The organism is Aureisphaera sp. (assembly GCF_059726885.1).
Genome location: NZ_AP041051.1, coordinates 2,656,284 through 2,674,591, shown reverse-complemented (window position 1 = coordinate 2,674,591; position 18,308 = coordinate 2,656,284). Strand labels below are relative to the sequence as shown.

Here is an 18,308-nt window from a genome sequence, read left to right as displayed (position 1 = left end):
ATAAGCTATTCTGGCTTGGGGCCTTTAATTATTCCGTGTTCCGTCCATTTCTTTTTCTCGTCCTTCACCGCTTTCCGAATGGCAAGGTTTCGTTCCAAAGACTCCTTGGTCTTGTAGCCCCTTGCATGGTCTAGATGAAGCACAATGGCCTTATGACGGATTTGTTTCGGTTTTAGCCCAAAGTTTTCAAGGCGCTCTCCTAATTCACGGTCGGGACCTCCGTACTGCATACGCTCGTCATATCCATTGATCGCAATAAGATCTTCTTTCCATGCACTGGAGTTGCAATTATTAAAACTTGCATTCGTCGGGGTTATTAAATCTAAAATGGATGCCATGACGGGGCCACTATTCAATTTTAAGGATTGCGTTCCTTTTAGCTTGTCCTGTTGCTTCAACCAAGATACATCGAAACAGCGTTCAGTACGGATATCGTCGGCATCAATCACTTCACTGGTCTTCATGGGAAGTTTGCAATAACCACCTGAAAGGAAATAACCTTCTTCCGCATATTTAGCATGTACCTCTATAAAGTCCTTTCGTGGAATACAATCTCCATCTGTGAAAAGGACATAGGGCATATCGGCTTCAGTTATGGCGACATTAAGTATGCGCTGTCTACGATACCCATCATCCTCATGCCATATATGGCGCAAAGGCACCGGATAGTCCTTTTTAAAGGAATCTATCAATTCCTTGGTCGATTCACGGGATCCGTCATCAGCTACAATAACTTCATAATGATTGTAGGTCTGGTATTTATACCCTTCCAATACCTTACGAAGCCATTCTTCTTTGTTATATGTACTAACGATAACCGAAATGCCTAAACTATCCAAAATACCTTGTTTTTATGGATTGCAAAGGTAACGAACTTTGGCCTTACATCCACAAAATGATTACCTTTGAACCGTGCCAACAATTAGTGTCATTATACCTACTTTTAATGAGGAAGCCTACATAGAATCGGCTATTCGATCTATTTTGTTTGCCGATGAAATTATTGTGATCGATAGTTACAGTACAGATCGCACCCCTGAAATTGCCCAAAAATATGCATCCGCTTTCCTACAACGGGAATTCGACAATTTTTCGAACCAAAAGAACCACGCCCTAAAGCATGCCACCGGTGATTGGGTTCTTTTTTTGGATGCCGATGAACGTATTACCTATCCCTTGCAATTGGAAATTAAAAAAGCGGTAGCGGATGGGAAGCACCAAGGATATAAATTGAATTTCCCTCATTTTTATATGAATCGTTTCCTGTACCACCATAGCAGCAATGTCCTGCGGTTGGTAAAGCGGGAAGGTACTCAGTATTCGGGCTTGGTGCATGAAAAACTGCATGTAAATGGAACGATCGGCACATTAAAGAATCCTGTTTTGCATTTTACGTACAAAGGTTTAGAACATTACATTCAGAAAAGGGAGAGCTACGCTTGGTTTCAGGCGGAACAACTTCAAAAAAAGGGTGCATCAGCACATATATTTCTGTTGTTCTTTAAACCATCTTGGCGATTCTTTAGCTCCTATATCCTGAAGGGTGGATTTAAGGATGGGATTCCGGGACTTAGTATTTCGGCCATTAATGCCTATGGTGTATTTCAACGTTATGCCAAATTGATATTACTTAAAAGGGGCATGCGCTAAAACCACTTACCAAACTTCAACCTTCTTTTAAATTTTGAAAGGTCCCACTCCCCTTTCACATCTATTCTATTGACCTCGTAAGGATCCGAAAAAGGAAATGAGTTAACACGATTTCCAATTCTAAGGCCATAACGAAATCCATGATCAGACAAGTGCTTGAAGAAACGCATCTTGCCTTCTGCATCCCTAGGAAACTTGCCGTAAGGATATGCCAGCGATGGGTGTAGCGAGAGTTGTAGTTCCTTAACACTTTCGAATGCTTGTTTTGTATCCTTATCTATTTCGGCCATGGAAAGCTCGCTGTACATTTTATGGGCATAACTATGGTAGGCCAATTCAACTAGGTCTGTTGGTATATTTCTTAGGGAATCCACATCCATTATAGGTTCCGGGGTATCATTCCATTGATCCTGATCCCCCACATATTTTAATGGAATAAAAAAAGTAGCCTTTAGGTTATACTTCTTCAACAATGGCAATGCATAGTCTAACTGATTCACATACCCATCGTCGAAGGTAATGACCACGTTTTTCTTTTCGGTAAGTTGAGTCAAGGATTCCAGTTCTGAAAGATGGTAACTCCTATATCCTTGCTCGGTCAAATATTGAAATTGATCTTCCAATTTTGAGACTGCAATGGTTAACCCATGGCTGAGCACGGGGTCTACCTTGTGATACATTAAAACAGGGAGTTTTGCCAAAATGCTTGAATTCGTAATCCTTGTAAAATTATTACTTTTACGCAAACTAAACGCCACTATTGGAGCAGGAAACAAAAATTAGTGCAGTTGCCATCACCTTTAATGAGGCGACTGTAATTTCGGATTTTATTAAAAGCCTCCATTTTGTGGATGAAATCATCATTGTAGATTCCTATAGTACAGATGATACCGTAGCCGTGGCATCCGGGTTCGAAAATGTCAAAGTGGTGCAACGTCCTTTCGATAATTTTAGTGATCAGAAGAATTTTGCGATTTCCCAAGCTACCCATGACTGGATCCTATTTTTCGATCCTGATGAGGAAATTACCGAAGCACTCGCCAAGGAAATTCAAAATGTCCTTAAAAACCCCAAAGCGGTTGCCTACAGTGTAAAGCGTCAGCTTCATTTTATGGGGAAACGTATAAAATACAGTGGATTCCAAACCGATTGGGTAGTTCGAATATTCAAAAAGCAGCACGGTCGGTACAATGGAAACCTGGTGCACGAAACCTTGGACGTAGATGGCACCATAAGTAAACTAAAATCAAAACTTCCGCACCATACGTATAAGAACATGGATGATTATACGGGAAAACTGCACCGCTACAGTGCGCTACAGGCCCGGATGCTCTACAAAAAAGGAAAGAAACCCAACCTTTACCATTTCTTATTTCGTCCCTGGTATCGGTTTTGGCATCAATACATCCTGCGACTTGGAATTTTGGATGGCAAGGAAGGGTTTATTTTGGCCTACATCAATGCCTTTTCTGTATTTAAACGGTACGTCAACCTATGGTTGCTGTATCGGAAAATCAACTAACCACATACACATATGACCAAAGAGGAGTCCAAACAGGTATATTTATATTGTAGTGCTAAATTATTGGAACGTACCGCCTATTATGGATTAAGGGCAGTACTGGTGCTGTATTTAGTAAGTGAAACAATTGGAATGTCCACTTCCGAGGCCATTGCCATTTATGGATGGTTCACTGCTGGATTGTTCATATTCCAGATCATCGGCGCCCTACTAGGCGATTTGCTCCTAGGTAATAAAAACGCAGCAGTTATCGGGGGAATATTACATGCTATGGGTGCGCTGTTTCTGTGTTTCGAATCTACATGGTCGTTATATCTTGGTATGGGATTTATAGGATTGGGAGGAGGTTTCTTTACCCCAAATCTATTTTCGGAGTTTGGAAAATCTATTGTACATAAGGAAAAATTACTGGACGGCCGTCATACCCTTTTCTATATGTCTATTAATGCTGGCTCCTTCATTGGGGTACTTTTATTGGGTTATTTGGGTGAGCTCCTAAGCTATAAAATCGCTTTTATAATGAGTGGTCTTTTAGCCATAGCAGCCATTGCCATATTGTACTTTATTCCTTCCAAATCCAATGACCTTCACCCAATGAAGACCAAGGGGTTATTTCAAAACAAGCTAAAAAACCTGCTGGCAATTTCCCTTATTAGTGGGATTTTCTGGGCACTTTACGAATTGGGAAGTGGCGATCTTCATTTTGTTTCATTTCAAATTGGCGAACAGTATGATTTCTTGCCAAAATCAATACTCTCATCAATGGGATCCCTTACCTCTATCCTATTTGGGGTTATAGCGATGTTTTTATGGTTCGTATACTATATAAACAGGTTTATAAAACTCTTTCTTGGGTTTCTGAGTTGTGCAATTTCCTTTGGAATGTTGTTTTTTGTTCCCCCGGACTCTGTTCTGGGTGTAGTTGTTTTTTTCGTGGCCTTACTGTTCTATGGGGCTTCCGAAATCCTTATATCCCCTACCATCCAGGCACTCATCAACAAAATGGCCAACCCAAAATATCTAGCCACAGTATTTACGGTGATATTTATACCTGGAAGGCTATTCTTCTTTTTGGCAGGTAAATTCGCTGAGTATTCAGCCGATGATGAGCCAGGTGGCTTATTTATAGTATCTGGAACGCTATTGGTAATTTTTGGCGTACTCATCTATTCGTTGCGAAACCACTTTAAGGACGAACCCCTTATTTCTAAAGAAATTGAGGAGATCGGAACAAAGGCCCCATAAGTAGTATCCGAAATTATTCGATCTTTGCCAAGGCATGCCAAAAACAATTTACGTACTGCACAAAAACGGCGCACCAAGTCACTATTACGGCTTGGAACATTTGGCTCATGCCCATGGTTATCGTATCGCCTACCGTGAGTTTTCAATATTCAGTAAATTGTACAAAGGCCTTTTAAGGGGAAAATGGAAGCTATTTATCAAGCAGTTTACCAATTTAGGCTTTATGGTATCCCTTCTATTTTCAAGAAACAAAAAAGTGGTTTTGGGTATTGCCCCCTTCGATCCTAAATTACTATCCTTACTTCGTCTCCTAAAAAAGCACCAGCTGTACTATCATACCTCATGGACGTATTGGGACGGAACCTTTCATCCGAAGCGAAAAAAGAATACCCAAAGAGTAATGCAAACTTGGCGGGCTTTCTTGGAAGATTATTGTCTCCATATTTTCGCTGTAAACAAACAGGGTAAGTCACAGTTAACCTCAAATTACAACATTCAAGTCAACGCGGTGAGCGTCGTATATCATTCCCTACATCCCGCATTCACTAAAAGGAATGTTCAAAAAAGAAAAGGTGACAGTTTCATCTATGTAGGAAGACTTACGCCTGAGAAAGGCATTCAGGAACTTTTGGATTTTTTTGCTGAAAACCCCACAGCTTCATTAACACTTATCGGAGATGGCAAAATGTCCTTGGAAGCACAATCGTATGCCCAACAATATGCCAACATTCACTTTAAGGGATACGTTTCGGGAAAAGAAGCCTTAAAACAGGAGTTGGCTTCGCATGAATTTTTGGTATTGAATTCGAAAAAGACCCAAAAATGGGAAGAACTTTTCGGAATCATTCTCATTGAAGCAATGTCCCAGGGTACATTGCCCATTGCCTCGAGCCATAGTGGTCCGAAAGAAATTGTCAATGAAAGATATGGAGAGCTGTTTGAGGAAGGTGAAATTAAAAGTACCTTAGCTTCATTGTTAAAGCATCATTCCTTCTCCGAGGATCGATCCGAACAAGCCATTGATGCCTCCCAAATGTATACCGTAGAAAATATATCGAACCTTTGGACCGCGATTTTAAAACCATGATAGACGTAAGTTGCATCCTTGTTAACTATAATTCCAGTGAATACACCATAAAGTGTGTAGAATCTATTATAGCCAATACCAAAGAAGATACATCTTTCGAAATTGTGGTAGTGGACAATGCTTCCACATTGGAGAATTACCGAATACTTGAGGCTGGAATCACAGAAATAAATTCACCCAAGGTAATTCTTACTAGAAGTCTATTGAATACTGGTTTTGGGGGTGGAAATATGTTGGGGGTAGAAAAAGCAAGTCCTTGTCGTTATTTCGCTTTTATTAACAATGATACCTTGCTAGTGAGTCCTGACACACTAAGGGAGTTGGTCCTTTTCATGGAAAACCATTCCAATGCGGGTATGTGCTCGCCCCAAATGCTAGATCATGATGGGAACTTTAGGAGAACCATAGATCATTTTGCATCGCCAGCAAGGGAACTATTGAAACGGGGATTTTTGGAACTGGTAAATCCAAAACGTTTTCCCAATAGGAAGAAGACCTATTCCCAGCCACTCAAGGTAGATTATGTGCAAGGTGCTTTTATGTTTACAGATGCGAAGGCCTTTTTGGACATTGGCGGATTCGATACTAACCTATTCCTCTATTACGAAGAAAGTGATGTGTGCCGTCGATTGCTAAAACAAAAACAAAAAGTAGCTTATTTGGTGCCGCAATTGGAATACATTCATTACGAAAGTGCAAGCTCCAGCAGTAATATGGTCATGAAAATAGAACAAAAAATTTCATTATTCTATTACCTGCGTAAGCATTTTGGCTCACTAGGGTTTAAGACCGTTCAAATCTATTTCGGTATTCGCTATTTCTTTCGGTCCCTCGTCAAACCCAAATACTGGAAATTATTCAAATTGGTATGGGCTGGAATGCCATTAAAACATTCCTTGAAACACAAACAAACCATTCTCGATGCGTAAGGTTGCCCTCATAGAAGCAGGTGCCTTTCATGATGAATGCCTGTACAGTCAGATTCAATATCTTAAGGGAACCGCACAGGTCAGCCTGTTTTGCCATCATAAATTGGAACCACGTGTTAAAAACCTTACCGATCTTCATGAAATTGTCTATTTAGATCTTAGTTCCAAAACCAAAAAGTACATGAGCTGGTTTCGTACCTGGCGGAAGATAAAGAAAGAAGGTTTCGATACCGTTATCTTTAATAGCGCAGAAAGCAATATCCTGAAACTTATTTCATTGCCATTCCCGAAACGGATTGAACTTGTGGGAACACTTCACAATGCCCATAATCTATTCGAAAAACCCAAACAAAAGAAGATTACCAACCGAATTGACACTTACCTTACGTTAAATGATTTTATCACGGATACTATTGGCAAGGAGCGACTGACAACCAAAAAGGTGGGCTCCTACTACCCGATTTTCTTTCCCGAATACCCAAGGGAATTGAACAAACCAGAGGGTGAGGTCTGGATTACAGTGCCTGGCGTAATTTCCTTGAATAAAAGGGATTACAGCATTTTCGAAAATTGGAAACTTCCGGAACATGTGAAGGTCATTTTCTTAGGTCGTCCCGAAGATGAACATGCAAGGGCTTTTGTTTCTGGTGCCAAAAACTACCCATCGGCAAAGAATTTTGTCTTTTTCGATGCCTTCATATCGAATGAACTTTTTCATGATTACATCTTTAATAGTGATTATATCATGCCTTTGATTCATCCAAATAATACATTTTTTCAACGTTTCCGGAAATACAAGATCTCTGGCAGTTACAATTTGGCATTCGGATATCGCATTCCCTTGCTCATGGAACAAGCGTTCAATGATATTGAAGATTTCAAGGAAAACGCCATGTTCTACGACCATAGGAATATGGAAGGCCTATTTGACATCATGGCCCGATCCCAAAATAAATATTACGAAAACCCAAAATGGGGGTTTCAATTTCAGAAACAAAACTATTTACGGCTTATCTTTGATGACTCAAATTAGGGATTACTATGTATGACGAAATTGAAAAATCGATTTCCGTATTAAAAAGAGGCGGTGTTATTCTTTATCCCACGGATACCGTATGGGGTATTGGTTGTGACGCCACCAATGAAGCTGCAATTGAAGCCGTCTACCAACTGAAAAAAAGGGCAGAAAGCAAAGCTTTGATATGCCTTGTGAGCGATTTTAAAATGTTGAACCAATTTGTGGAGGATGTCCCGGAAGTGGCTTATGATATCTTGAAATTTGCGGCCAAACCCACTACCATAATTTATGACGATCCCATTCGTGTAGCCGAAAATTTAATCGCCGACGACAATTCACTTGCCATTCGAGTGACCAAGGATGATTTCTGCAAAAAACTGATTCGTAAATTTAGAAGGCCGATCGTTTCCACCTCGGCAAATATTAGTGGTGAAAAAACACCAGCTACATTCAAAGAAATAAGCAAAGAGATTTTGGAAGGCGTGGACTATGTCGTAAATTTGCATACGAATACAAAACCCGCAAAACCATCGGCTATCATTAAACTGAAAAACGATGGTACGGTCAAGGTTATCAGAGATTAATGTCTACAGCTCCGAACTATAAAAACGCATTACAACACCCAATTTTCAATACGATATCGAAAGCTGCTTCCTTGCAAAAAGTAGACTGTTATGTAATTGGGGGATTTGTTCGTGATTACATCCTGAAACGGGGAACGGCAAAAGATATTGATATTGTGGCCATTGGCAACGGTATGGATTTGGCAAAGCAAGTTTCTTCGCTTTTACCCAATAAGCCCAAGGTATCCATTTTTAAGAATTATGGCACTGCCATGCTTAAAAGTCAGGATATCGAGCTTGAATTTGTGGGTGCCCGTAAAGAGAGCTACCAAGAAGATAGTCGAAATCCAGCTGTAGAGGGTGGTACACTTCAAGACGATCAGAATAGAAGGGACTTTACCATTAACGCTTTGGCCATAAGTTTGAACCATGAAAACTATGGGGAACTGCTCGATCCTTTTGGAGGTATAAAGGATCTGGAAAATAAGTGCATCCGCACTCCATTGGACCCAGATATTACCTATAGCGATGACCCCTTGCGAATGCTAAGGGCCATTCGATTTGCCGCCCAACTCGATTTCACCATCGAGCACGAGTCGTTGGAGGCCATAACACGTAATGCCCATCGCATCAAGATTATTTCGAAGGAACGTATTATTGATGAGATTCATAAAATATTGGCGTCCCCAATTCCTTCCATTGGTTTTACACTATTGCACAATACAGGTCTATTACCCTTCATCTTTCCCGAATTAATGGCACTAAAAGGCATAGAGGAGAAGGAAGGGCAACGACATAAGGACAATTTTTGGCACACGCTGGAAGTTGTGGATAATATAGCCCACACAACCGACAATCTTTGGCTGCGCTGGGCAGCATTATTGCACGATATTGGGAAAGCACCTACCAAACGTTTCGATAAAAAAAATGGTTGGACCTTTCATGCCCATGAATTTGTAGGGTCGAAAATGGTGTACAAACTCTTCAAGCGAATGCGAATGCCCTTGAATGAAAAAATGAAGTTTGTCCAGAAAATGGTCCTAATGAGTTCAAGACCTATTGTATTGGCTACAGATGTTACAGATAGTGCGGTAAGACGCTTGGTTTTCGATGCTGGCGACTATGTAGATGATCTCATGACTTTGTGTGAGGCAGATATCACAACTAAGAACCCAAAGCGCTTTAAAAAGTATCATGGTAATTTTAAGTTGGTGCGTCAAAAAATAAAGGAAGTAGAAGAGCGCGATCATATCAGGAATTTTCAACCTCCGGTTTCGGGAGAGGAAATAATGACGACCTTCGGTTTAAAACCTTCCCGTGAAATAGGAATTATAAAGGAAGCCATAAAGGAAGCTATTTTGGAAGGAGAGATTCCAAATGAATATGAAGCTGCCAAGGAATTCATGTTGAAAAAAGGACACGAAATAGGACTAAAAGAAGTCTAATGTTATGAAGGACAATAAAAAGGTAATCTACTGGCTATTAACAGGGTGTGTATTAATTTTCATTATGGTCATTGTAGGGGGAATTACCCGACTTACGCATTCCGGCCTTTCTATTTCCAACTATAAATTAATTTCGGGCACCTTGCCTCCAATGAATGAAGCAGCTTGGCAAGAGGCTTTTGAACTGTACAAGCAGTATCCGGAATACCAGAAAATAAACTACAATTTTACCCTTGAGGATTTCAAGGACATCTATTTCTGGGAATGGATACACCGTGTGATTGGAAGAGCTATCGGTCTGGTCTTTTTTATACCCTTCCTATATTTTCTGCTAAGAAAACAACTCACCAAACCTACCATAAAAAAGTGTATTATTTTATTGGGATTGGGAGCTTTCCAAGGCTTTTTAGGCTGGTATATGGTAAAAAGTGGTTTGGTAGATCGACCCGATGTGAGTCACTATCGCCTTGCAATGCACCTTACTACTGCATTCATCACCTTTGCATATACATTTTGGGTCGCCCTAGATCTCATGTTCCCCGATAAGAAGGAGATCATGAGAGGCTTTCGCAATCTTATTCGCTGGGGTATGGCCGTGTTATTGCTTCAAATTATATATGGTGCTTTCGTTGCGGGATTGGATGCCGGTTGGATTCACAACCACTGGCCTTTAATGAGTGATGGAAAGCTGATCCATGAAACGGTAACCATTGAACAAGAACCCGTTTGGAGGAATTTCGTGGAAGGAAAAAGCGGAGTCCAGTTTGTACATCGCTACCTGGCCTACATTGTCGTTATTATAATTGGGGTTATTGCCTTTCGTAGCAGAAAATTAACCCTTACCCATTTTCAGAATAGAGGTATTAAGCTTTTGGTAGCATTGGTAATTGTTCAATTCGTTTTGGGTGTACTAACCTTGTTATTGCAAGTTCCGGTTTGGTTAGGGGTATTGCACCAAGTCATGGCATTTTTCTTACTGGCAGTTATGACCTTTACATTGCATCGCTTTAGTAAGTAAGGCAACCTAAAAAACAAACAGTCTCCACCCATTTCAAAAGGAATATATTGTACCTTTGCCGTCCTAATTTTTGAGAGATGATTTATCGATTTAGAGCCATATTAGATACGCACGAAGATGTTTTTCGTGATATCGAGATCGAGGCTTCCAACACCTTGGAAGACCTGCACAACACCATTACCCAGTCTTTTGGGTTTGGCGGACAGGAAATGGCTTCGTTTTATGTAAGTAATGACCTCTGGGAACAAGGAGAAGAAATTGCCTTGTTCGATATGAGTGATGAGCCTGGAAGTGTTCGCATTATGAGCGAAGCAATTTTGGAAGATGTGGTCAATGAAGATCAGACCAAACTTATTTATGTCTACGATTTCTTCAATATGTGGACTTTCTTGGTAGAATTGGCGGAAATTGCCGAACACGAAGAGGGCCGTACCTACCCTAACCTTATGTTTGCGCATGGACAAATTCCAGAAGAAGCACCCGAAAAAGAATTTGTTGCAGATGAAAATGAAGGAGATGAATTTGAAGATGACATGGATCTGGACCCTGAAGACTACACAAATTTGGATTTCGACGAAAACTGGAACTAATTCGCCTACTTAATTCTTAAACTCAATACCACATGATCAATCTATACGGAACCCATATTACATCACTTTCCATTCACAGGGTTGGAAACAAAAGCAGAAACGAAGGTATTTTACTCTCTGCCTCTCCCTATGAAATGGACGATGAATTGGCACCATTAATGAAGGAATTCTTCCTGAAACCATTCCGGGATAAAGAAGAAAATTACTTTCAGTTTTTCCATGATGCCGATTTGGAGTTCCATGATCTGTTCAATCATGTTTCCCAGGTATTCGATAATCCTGAAGGGATTCATGAGGTAAGCAAAAAGATCGCCAAGCATTTATTCGACCAGTCCATGCACCCTCACATTAAAAGTGGGGAGATATACGTGGCCTATTTGGAAAACCTTCAAATTGATAACGAACGGGTAGATGGAATTGGAATCTTTAAATCGGAACTGAAGCAGGATTTTCTTCAATTTTCTGAAGGTGAAAATCAGTTGGAAGCCCTATTGCAGCAAGGTGTCAATTTAAACAAGTTAGACAAGGGAGCCTTGATTTTCAATGTAAAGAAGGAAGAGGGGTACAAAGTACTGTCCATTGATAGTAACCGTTATGATGCGCGCTATTGGTTAGAAAGCTTTTTAGGGGTGGAAGCGTTTGAAGATGAAAACTTCTTCACCAAGAAGTACTTGAAATTCTGTCAGGACTTTGCCAAGGATGTGGTACTTCCTGCAGAGGATAAAAAGGAAGAAGTGCTTTTTATGAACAGAGCGGTAAACCATTTCGCTAAAAATGATTTATTTGAAGAGTCTGCTTTCGTTAATGAGGTTATAGACAATCCAGATCTTGTTCCAGAATTTAAACATTACAAAACCGAACAAGCTCCAAAATATAAAATTGAAGACCTCACCTCCTTCCCTATTGCCAATACAGCGGTTACCGCAGCAAGGAAAAAGATCAAGAATGTTATCGAATTAGATACGAACATTCAGATAAAGATGGATTTCATTAATCCCGAGAGCGCAGAGAAGTTCGTAGAAAAGGGTTGGGACGAAGAAAAGCAAATGTACTATTACCTAGTATACTTCAATAAGGAACAGAAGTCGTAATTACCTATTCATTGCGAACAAATTCTATGAGGGGTCCATCCACCTCAGGATGATCTGCCAAAAACAGTTTTCCATCTTCGAAATAATAATCATAGGTGACCGATTGTATCATTATAGTACTGTCGTTCAGTGAAAACCCATAGTTACCATTCTCTAAAATCTGGAGATCTTCATCAATCGTGTTGACCACGTTAATCCTATTATTTGAGGTATTAATAGCCCAAACATGGGTTCCTATTTCAAAATTGGCGGGGGCACACTCACACACTACGCTAATTAAATTCCAAGTACCATCCAGTAGATGAGTATCCTTACCCTCATCATCGTCGGAGCACGAATAGAGAGCGGCTAATAATACCAATGGAAGAAGTATCTTTTTCATATCCTTTTTACAAAGATATAGAACTTAGCACTCGGTTGCGTCTACCACTTAGAGTTATAGGCTACTGGTCTCCTCGATTCTTCAATTTAAGTTCTAAGACATTATTCAGTATATTTATAGTTGATAATTACCTATTTTAGGAATGATTATTGTTGCGATAAAAAGAAAAAACACTATGAAAACTATTACGAAATTCATTCTTATTTGTGCGGTTGCACTTGTGGGCCTAAGTTGTTCAAACGACGACGATGGCAAATCGACTACCTTAATATTCACACCTTTAGCCGAAGTATCCAACAATAACACCCTTATTTATGATATTGGGGTATTTGGCGATCCTGAGCTTACAACGATTATTTATCAAGCTGAAAATGCACGTATCAGTGAATTGCGTGAAAACCCCGAAACAGGTAATATTGAATATGTATACCTAGCCAATGATGGTTTTATTGGTACCGATCGTGTACATATTCAAACAGAGACAGGACCATTAGGTAGCCCTGAAAGCTCACCTGTAATGATCGCTAGGATTACCATACAGGTTTCCGAATAGCAAACGTTATATTTTTCTGAAAATAGAGTTCCGGTTGTAACATAACTTGGGATGGTTCGTCATATGGACAACTAATCAACAAAAACCATTTTTGTGCAGCCAATACTTACCATAAATAACCTTACCAAACGGTTCGGTGCCCTCACGGCAGTAAAAGACCTGTCGTTTACAATAGAAAAAGGAAATGTCTACGGAATCTTGGGTCCCAATGGAAGTGGGAAATCTACCACTTTGGGAATCGTGCTCAATGTAGTGAATAGAACTTCTGGGGATTTTGAGTGGTTCGATGGAACGGAGACTACCCATGACGCCTTAAAAAGGGTTGGGGCCATCATTGAGCGCCCAAACTTTTATCCTTATATGACCGCTGTCCAGAATTTGGAGTTGGTATGTAAAATCAAGGGGGTAGATACTACCAATGTTCTTGATAAGTTAGAAACCGTTGGGCTTTTGGATAGGAAAGACAGTAAGTTCCGTACCTTCTCACTAGGTATGAAACAACGGTTGGCTATCGCTTCCGCCCTACTCAACGATCCTGAAATCCTAATTCTCGATGAACCTACCAATGGTTTGGACCCACAGGGAATTCATCAGATTCGTGAAATCATCAAAAAAATAGCATCAAAAGGAACGACCATTTTATTAGCCTCTCATTTATTGGATGAAGTTGAAAAGGTGTGCAGTCATGTAGTAATCCTTAGAAAAGGGGAAAGTCTATATACGGGGAGTGTAGATGGGATGAACGCCAGTCACGGATTCCTTACGGTGCAAAGTCAGGATAATGAAGCATTATTAAGGGAATTGGAAGCCATGAATGCTTTTACCTCGATAAAAAAGGAAGGGGATCAGCTCATCGCTTACCTCAGTAAACCCATGGATGCAGGTTCCATTAATAAGCATTTGTTTTCTAAGGGTATTGCCTTATCCCACTTGGAGAAGCGTAAAGAAAGCCTTGAAGAATTATTCCTTGAAATCACCAAAAACAACTAACCGCCATGCTTCGATTACTCAATATAGAACTACATAAATTAAAATATAATAAGTCTGCAAAGGCTATATCTATTGTTTATTTTTCGCTCATCCTTTTTATTTCGCTCATAGTTTCTATTGAGTTTAACTTTGGAGGAGTGAAATTTCGGGTAGCCGATCAAGGAATATTTAATTTTCCCTTTATCTGGCATTTCAATTCTTGGGTAGCGGCCTGGTTAAAAATCTTTTTTGCGGTCGTAATTGTTTCGATCGTAGCCAACGAATACAGTTATCGCACGCTGAAACAGAATTTGATCGACGGATTAAGCAAAAAGGAATTTTTAACGTCAAAATTTCTCACGGTACTACTGTTTTCAGTAGTTTCTACAGTTTTCCTATTTGTTGTATCCCTCCTTTTAGGGCTCTTTTTTTCAGATTATAAGGAAATCGGGATTATTTTCAGTGATATGCAGTACATGCTCGCCTATTTCCTTAAGCTAGTATGCTTTTTCAGTTTCTGTATGTTTTTAGGAATTTGGGTAAAGCGTTCAGCATTTGCACTTGGATTCCTAGGGCTCTGGCAAGTGGTTGAAGGTATCATTGCTATGATATTTCAATACATACGCGTAAAGACAGATGTGGATTTGTTTAAATCCGTTTACAATTTCCTTCCATTGAATGCAATGTCCGATCTAATTGTAGAACCTTTCACTAGGTTTGGTGCCGTGCAATCGGCAGCAAATCAATTGGGCGAAAGTTTTGATAAAGATTATGATTTATCCGTACTAAATGTTGTGATTGTATTGGGTTGGACCTGTCTGTTCATCTACTGGTCCTACGCCATACTGAAAAAGCGTGATCTTTAGTTCATAAGTTCCAAGCTAAATAATGGCTTTGGCGATAGTAAATATTTGTATATTTAACTATCAATCCAATTGCTATGAACCTAATCAAGAAATGGATCCTTTTTGTTTGGTTACTCGTTCCTTATTTGGGGCATTCCCAGCAAGAAGTAGAACTCTTTCAACAATTCGAAGGACGCTATTCCTATCTTTCTTTTGGTAATACGTTAAACACTGGGGAAAATACAGGAGGATCTACCCCTTGTGAAATTTTGGAGGAGAGCAGCGCGGATTTTGTTTTAGAATTAGATCAGACGCTTATTGCTGCCTATCTGTATTGGGCAGGATCTGGAACAGGTGACACAGATGTTAGCCTTAATGGAAATGCAATTACGGCAGAGCGCACCTTTTTATATGATTTTGACGACACCCATTCCTATGCCGGTGGATATGCCGACATTACCGCTTTGCTATTGGCCTCGGGTAATGGAACCTATACCCTTTCGGAGTTCACTCCAGATATTGAACCCGACATTTACTGTGGATTTCCTGGGAATACTACAAATTTTGGAGGCTGGGCAGTCACTGTGATCTATGAAGACCCAGACCTTCCACTAAATCAAGTAAGTGTTTTTGATGGATTTGAATCGGTTTCTGCACAAAACACCAGTCTTTCCATTCAGTTAACCGATTTGGAAGTGGTTGACAATGCCGAGGCAAAAATTGGATTCTTGGCTTGGGAAGGAGACGATATCCTAGCTAACAATGAAACCTTGCGGCTTAATGGTACGCTTTTAAGCAATCCATTAAACCCTGCTGATAATGCCTTTAACGGGACCAATACCTTTACAGGAAGTACGGATCTATATAACATGGATATAGATCAATATGAGGTGGAGAATCTCATTCAACCTGGAGATACTGAAGCCCTTATCGAGCTAACCTCCAACCAAGACCTCGTGATCATTAACAATGTGGTCACTGTTCTCAATGTTGCCTTACCCGAGGCTACCATCACCATGGACAAAATAGTAGGCGGTACCGATTGTGGGGACAGGGAGATCACCATAGATTATACTGTATTCAACACGGATGGCACAGATCGTTTACCTCCTGTGGAAATTGGTTTCTTTGGAGGTTCTGTTTCTATGGCCACAACTTCTACCACCTCTATTATTCAAGTGGGTGAATCCGAAAGCGGGACCATCACTTTTACTGTTCCCGATGGAGTACCGGCAGATTTCCTACTGCGTGCCATCGTAGATCCGTTTGATGATGTAAATGAATTAAATGATGATAATAACGAGGACAATGCAGATTTTCACCTTTTGGTGTTCCCGGAGATTGGAAACCTACAGGATTTAGAACTTTGTGATGTAGTGGGTACCGAATTGTTCGATTTAACCGAAGCTACCGCCTCTGTAGATCCAGACGACACCCTAAGTTACCATACCACCGAAGCCGATGCCCAAAGTAATAGCAACCCGTTGGAAGGGGATCTAACCGCCTATGAGAATACGACAAGCCCTGAAACCCTGTGGATACGTGTTTCTAATCCTGATTGTTTTGTAGTAGAAAGTTTTGAAATTGAAGTAATCACCTGCCCACTGCCCGATGCTACCGTGAGTATAGACAATGAAATCTTTGCCTGTCGCCAAAGGGATTTATTGATAGAGTATACCGTCTACAATACAAAAGGCACTGATGACCTTCCTGCGGGAACGCAAGTAGCCTTTTATGCGGATTTGCAACTCATTGCCCAAAGTACAACTCAAAATATTATTCCCATTGGAGGTAGTGAATTTGGATTTTTTGAGGTGACTCTTCCCGAAAGCCTGCCCAACAATTTTGTATTGGTTGCCATAGTAGATGATAATGGAGCAGGAATTGGAAGTGTAGAGGAGCTCAATGAATTCAACAACGAATTTGACTTAGCAATCGAATTCGGAACCATTCCACCCATTACGGAATTGCCAGTACTTACGGAATGCGACAGAGGTTTTGAAATGACCTTTTTTGATCTATCGGTTCAAGATGATCTTATCACCCAAAATTCAGATGGTGAATTCAATTACTTTTTGAGTCAGGAGGATGCCCTTGCCAATGTAAACCCGATATCCGATCCAGGTCAATTTCAAAATACCAGCAACCCTCAAACGATACATGTTCGATTGGAAAATCAAATATGTTTTACTACCTCTTCTTTCGAATTGGTTGTGGAGCAATGCCCACCTATCATTTACGAAGGTGTTTCTCCCAATGGCGATACCCGGAATGATTTCTTACATATGGATTATGTGGTAAATGTTTTCCCGGATTTCAACCTTAAAATTTATAGTCGGGAAGGCAACCTTATTTATGAGGGAGGAAATGACGATGGCGAATGGGATGCCGTTCCCAATACAGGGATTTTCTATCAGGATAAGTTTGTGCCCGTAGGCACCTATTTCTATGTGCTCGTATTGAACCATCCAAATTTCCCGGAACCGTTTATTGGAGACGTCTATGTAAACTATTAGTGCGTTTTCTACATAAAATTTTCCTATTTTTATAGGTACACAAAACCTTCCAAAATGAAAGAAGAAAATGCCTATATCCTTGGGACCGATGCCCAGGAGCTACACCGATTAGGGGTACAACACCAAATCTGGGCGGAGGAAGCCCAAAGAGGGTGGCAACTAGCAAATTTCCGTGCCGGACAAACCCTTCTGGACCTTGGTTCAGGCCCAGGATTTTGCACGAAGGAAATGGCTTATTTGGCCGGTCAGGAAGGACGTGTAATTGGAGTAGACAAATCTGAGGCCTATATAGCACATTTAACACATATTTCGGAGTTATATCATTTGAACATCACTCCCATGTTGGCGGATTTCAATGAAATGAATTTAGAACCCAATAGTTTGGACGGTATGTATTGTCGCTGGGCCATGGCCTGGTTACCCAATCCTAAGGAAATACTTCAGAAAGTTTATGATGCCTTAAAACCAGGTGGGCGAATGGTTATTCATGAATACTACGATTGGTCCACCCATCAAACGGAGCCAGCAATGCCAGGCTTGAAAAAAGCCATTGCCGCTGCACTAAAAAGTTTCAAGAATTCCCCAGCTGAAATTGACATAGGCCGAGAACTGCCCACTACCCTATCCAATATGGGTATGAAGATTAATAATTTACGATTAATGTCTAAGCTAGCCACTCCGGACAATGTAACTTGGCAATGGCCCAAAACCTTCTATCACAGTTATTTCCCTCGGGTACAGGAAATGGGGCTTCTTAGCGCTGAAGATGTGCAACTTGCATTGAGTGAAGTGACCCAATTGGAGAATACGCCAGGTGCCACGCTTTGCTGTCCGATTATGATCGAGGTGATTGCGGAAAAGTAATGGGTTTTAGAGTCACTATTT

The 18,308-nt window shown here is 40.5% G+C and carries 19 protein-coding genes; 16 read left to right on the top strand and 3 right to left on the bottom strand.

What is annotated here, in order from left to right:
- Window positions 1–5: 5 nt before the first annotated feature.
- A complete protein-coding gene (locus AC6JAD_RS11665; RefSeq protein ID WP_461303375.1) occupies window positions 6–839 on the bottom strand; it encodes a glycosyltransferase family 2 protein in 834 nt (277 codons plus the stop codon).
- Window positions 840–912: 73 nt separating this feature from the next.
- Here AC6JAD_RS11665 and AC6JAD_RS11660 point away from each other — a divergent pair, with 73 nt between their 5' ends.
- Window positions 913–1,650, top strand: coding sequence for a glycosyltransferase family 2 protein (locus AC6JAD_RS11660; RefSeq protein WP_461303374.1), 738 nt, complete (start codon window positions 913–915; stop codon window positions 1,648–1,650).
- Here the strand turns inward: AC6JAD_RS11660 and AC6JAD_RS11655 are convergent.
- Window positions 1,647–2,330, bottom strand: coding sequence for a polysaccharide deacetylase family protein (locus AC6JAD_RS11655; protein ID WP_461303373.1), 684 nt, complete (start codon window positions 2,328–2,330; stop codon window positions 1,647–1,649). The two genes, AC6JAD_RS11660 and AC6JAD_RS11655, sit on opposite strands and share 4 nt — an antisense overlap.
- 80 nt (window positions 2,331–2,410) lie before the next feature.
- On the opposite strand from AC6JAD_RS11655, the gene AC6JAD_RS11650 reads away from it, so the two are divergent.
- The 10 genes from AC6JAD_RS11650 (at window position 2,411) to AC6JAD_RS11605 (ending at window position 12,158) form a co-directional block, all read left to right on the top strand.
- A complete protein-coding gene (locus AC6JAD_RS11650) occupies window positions 2,411–3,172 on the top strand; it encodes a glycosyltransferase family 2 protein (RefSeq protein ID WP_461303372.1) in 762 nt (253 codons plus the stop codon).
- 12 nt (window positions 3,173–3,184) lie between these two features.
- Window positions 3,185–4,417 (top strand): MFS transporter, encoded by a 1,233-nt coding sequence (locus AC6JAD_RS11645; RefSeq protein WP_461303371.1) that lies wholly within the window; start codon window positions 3,185–3,187, stop codon window positions 4,415–4,417.
- A gap of 34 nt (window positions 4,418–4,451) precedes the next feature.
- Window positions 4,452–5,504: a glycosyltransferase family 4 protein gene (locus AC6JAD_RS11640; RefSeq protein ID WP_461303370.1), complete on the top strand. Its 1,053-nt coding sequence runs from the start codon at window positions 4,452–4,454 to the stop codon at window positions 5,502–5,504.
- Window positions 5,501–6,433: a glycosyltransferase family 2 protein gene (locus AC6JAD_RS11635; RefSeq protein ID WP_461303369.1), complete on the top strand. Its 933-nt coding sequence runs from the start codon at window positions 5,501–5,503 to the stop codon at window positions 6,431–6,433. Before AC6JAD_RS11640 ends, AC6JAD_RS11635 begins: the two co-directional genes overlap by 4 nt.
- Entirely contained in the window at window positions 6,426–7,466 is a 1,041-nt protein-coding gene (locus AC6JAD_RS11630) for a glycosyltransferase family protein (protein WP_461303368.1), read from the top strand. The genes AC6JAD_RS11635 and AC6JAD_RS11630 overlap by 8 nt, the downstream gene beginning before the upstream one ends.
- Before the next feature lie 8 nt (window positions 7,467–7,474).
- The gene (locus AC6JAD_RS11625; protein ID WP_461303367.1) at window positions 7,475–8,035 is read left to right on the top strand and encodes an L-threonylcarbamoyladenylate synthase; all 561 of its coding nucleotides are present in this window, start codon (window positions 7,475–7,477) and stop codon (window positions 8,033–8,035) included.
- On the top strand, window positions 8,035–9,459 hold the full coding sequence (locus tag AC6JAD_RS11620) for a CCA tRNA nucleotidyltransferase (RefSeq protein ID WP_461303366.1): 1,425 nt from the start codon (window positions 8,035–8,037) through the stop codon (window positions 9,457–9,459). Before AC6JAD_RS11625 ends, AC6JAD_RS11620 begins: the two co-directional genes overlap by 1 nt.
- A 4-nt stretch (window positions 9,460–9,463) precedes the next feature.
- Window positions 9,464–10,477 carry a COX15/CtaA family protein gene (locus AC6JAD_RS11615; RefSeq protein ID WP_461303365.1) on the top strand — a complete coding sequence of 338 codons (1,014 nt, stop codon included), beginning with the start codon at window positions 9,464–9,466 and terminating at the stop codon, window positions 10,475–10,477.
- Window positions 10,478–10,554: 77 nt separating this feature from the next.
- Window positions 10,555–11,067 (top strand): IS1096 element passenger TnpR family protein, encoded by a 513-nt coding sequence (locus tag AC6JAD_RS11610; protein ID WP_461303364.1) that lies wholly within the window; start codon window positions 10,555–10,557, stop codon window positions 11,065–11,067.
- 32 nt (window positions 11,068–11,099) lie between these two features.
- Window positions 11,100–12,158, top strand: a complete 1,059-nt coding sequence (locus AC6JAD_RS11605; protein WP_461303363.1) for a nucleoid-associated protein — start codon at window positions 11,100–11,102, stop codon at window positions 12,156–12,158.
- 4 nt (window positions 12,159–12,162) lie between these two features.
- Here the strand turns inward: AC6JAD_RS11605 and AC6JAD_RS11600 are convergent, their stop codons facing one another.
- Window positions 12,163–12,540, bottom strand: a complete 378-nt coding sequence (locus AC6JAD_RS11600; RefSeq protein WP_461303362.1) for a hypothetical protein — start codon at window positions 12,538–12,540, stop codon at window positions 12,163–12,165.
- Between the two features lie 175 nt (window positions 12,541–12,715).
- On the opposite strand from AC6JAD_RS11600, the gene AC6JAD_RS11595 reads away from it, so the two are divergent.
- The 5 genes from AC6JAD_RS11595 to AC6JAD_RS11575 all read left to right on the top strand — a co-directional run bounded on the left by AC6JAD_RS11595 (window position 12,716) and on the right by AC6JAD_RS11575 (window position 18,287).
- Window positions 12,716–13,093, top strand: coding sequence for a hypothetical protein (locus AC6JAD_RS11595; RefSeq protein ID WP_461303361.1), 378 nt, complete (start codon window positions 12,716–12,718; stop codon window positions 13,091–13,093).
- Window positions 13,094–13,186: 93 nt separating this feature from the next.
- Entirely contained in the window at window positions 13,187–14,083 is an 897-nt protein-coding gene (locus AC6JAD_RS11590) for an ABC transporter ATP-binding protein (protein ID WP_461303360.1), read from the top strand.
- Between the two features lie 5 nt (window positions 14,084–14,088).
- On the top strand, window positions 14,089–14,928 hold the full coding sequence (locus tag AC6JAD_RS11585) for an ABC transporter permease (protein WP_461303359.1): 840 nt from the start codon (window positions 14,089–14,091) through the stop codon (window positions 14,926–14,928).
- A gap of 74 nt (window positions 14,929–15,002) precedes the next feature.
- A complete protein-coding gene (locus tag AC6JAD_RS11580) occupies window positions 15,003–17,423 on the top strand; it encodes an FIDD domain-containing protein (protein WP_461303358.1) in 2,421 nt (806 codons plus the stop codon).
- Window positions 17,424–17,477: 54 nt separating this feature from the next.
- Window positions 17,478–18,287 (top strand): class I SAM-dependent methyltransferase, encoded by an 810-nt coding sequence (locus AC6JAD_RS11575; RefSeq protein ID WP_461303357.1) that lies wholly within the window; start codon window positions 17,478–17,480, stop codon window positions 18,285–18,287.
- Window positions 18,288–18,308 lie beyond the last annotated feature (21 nt).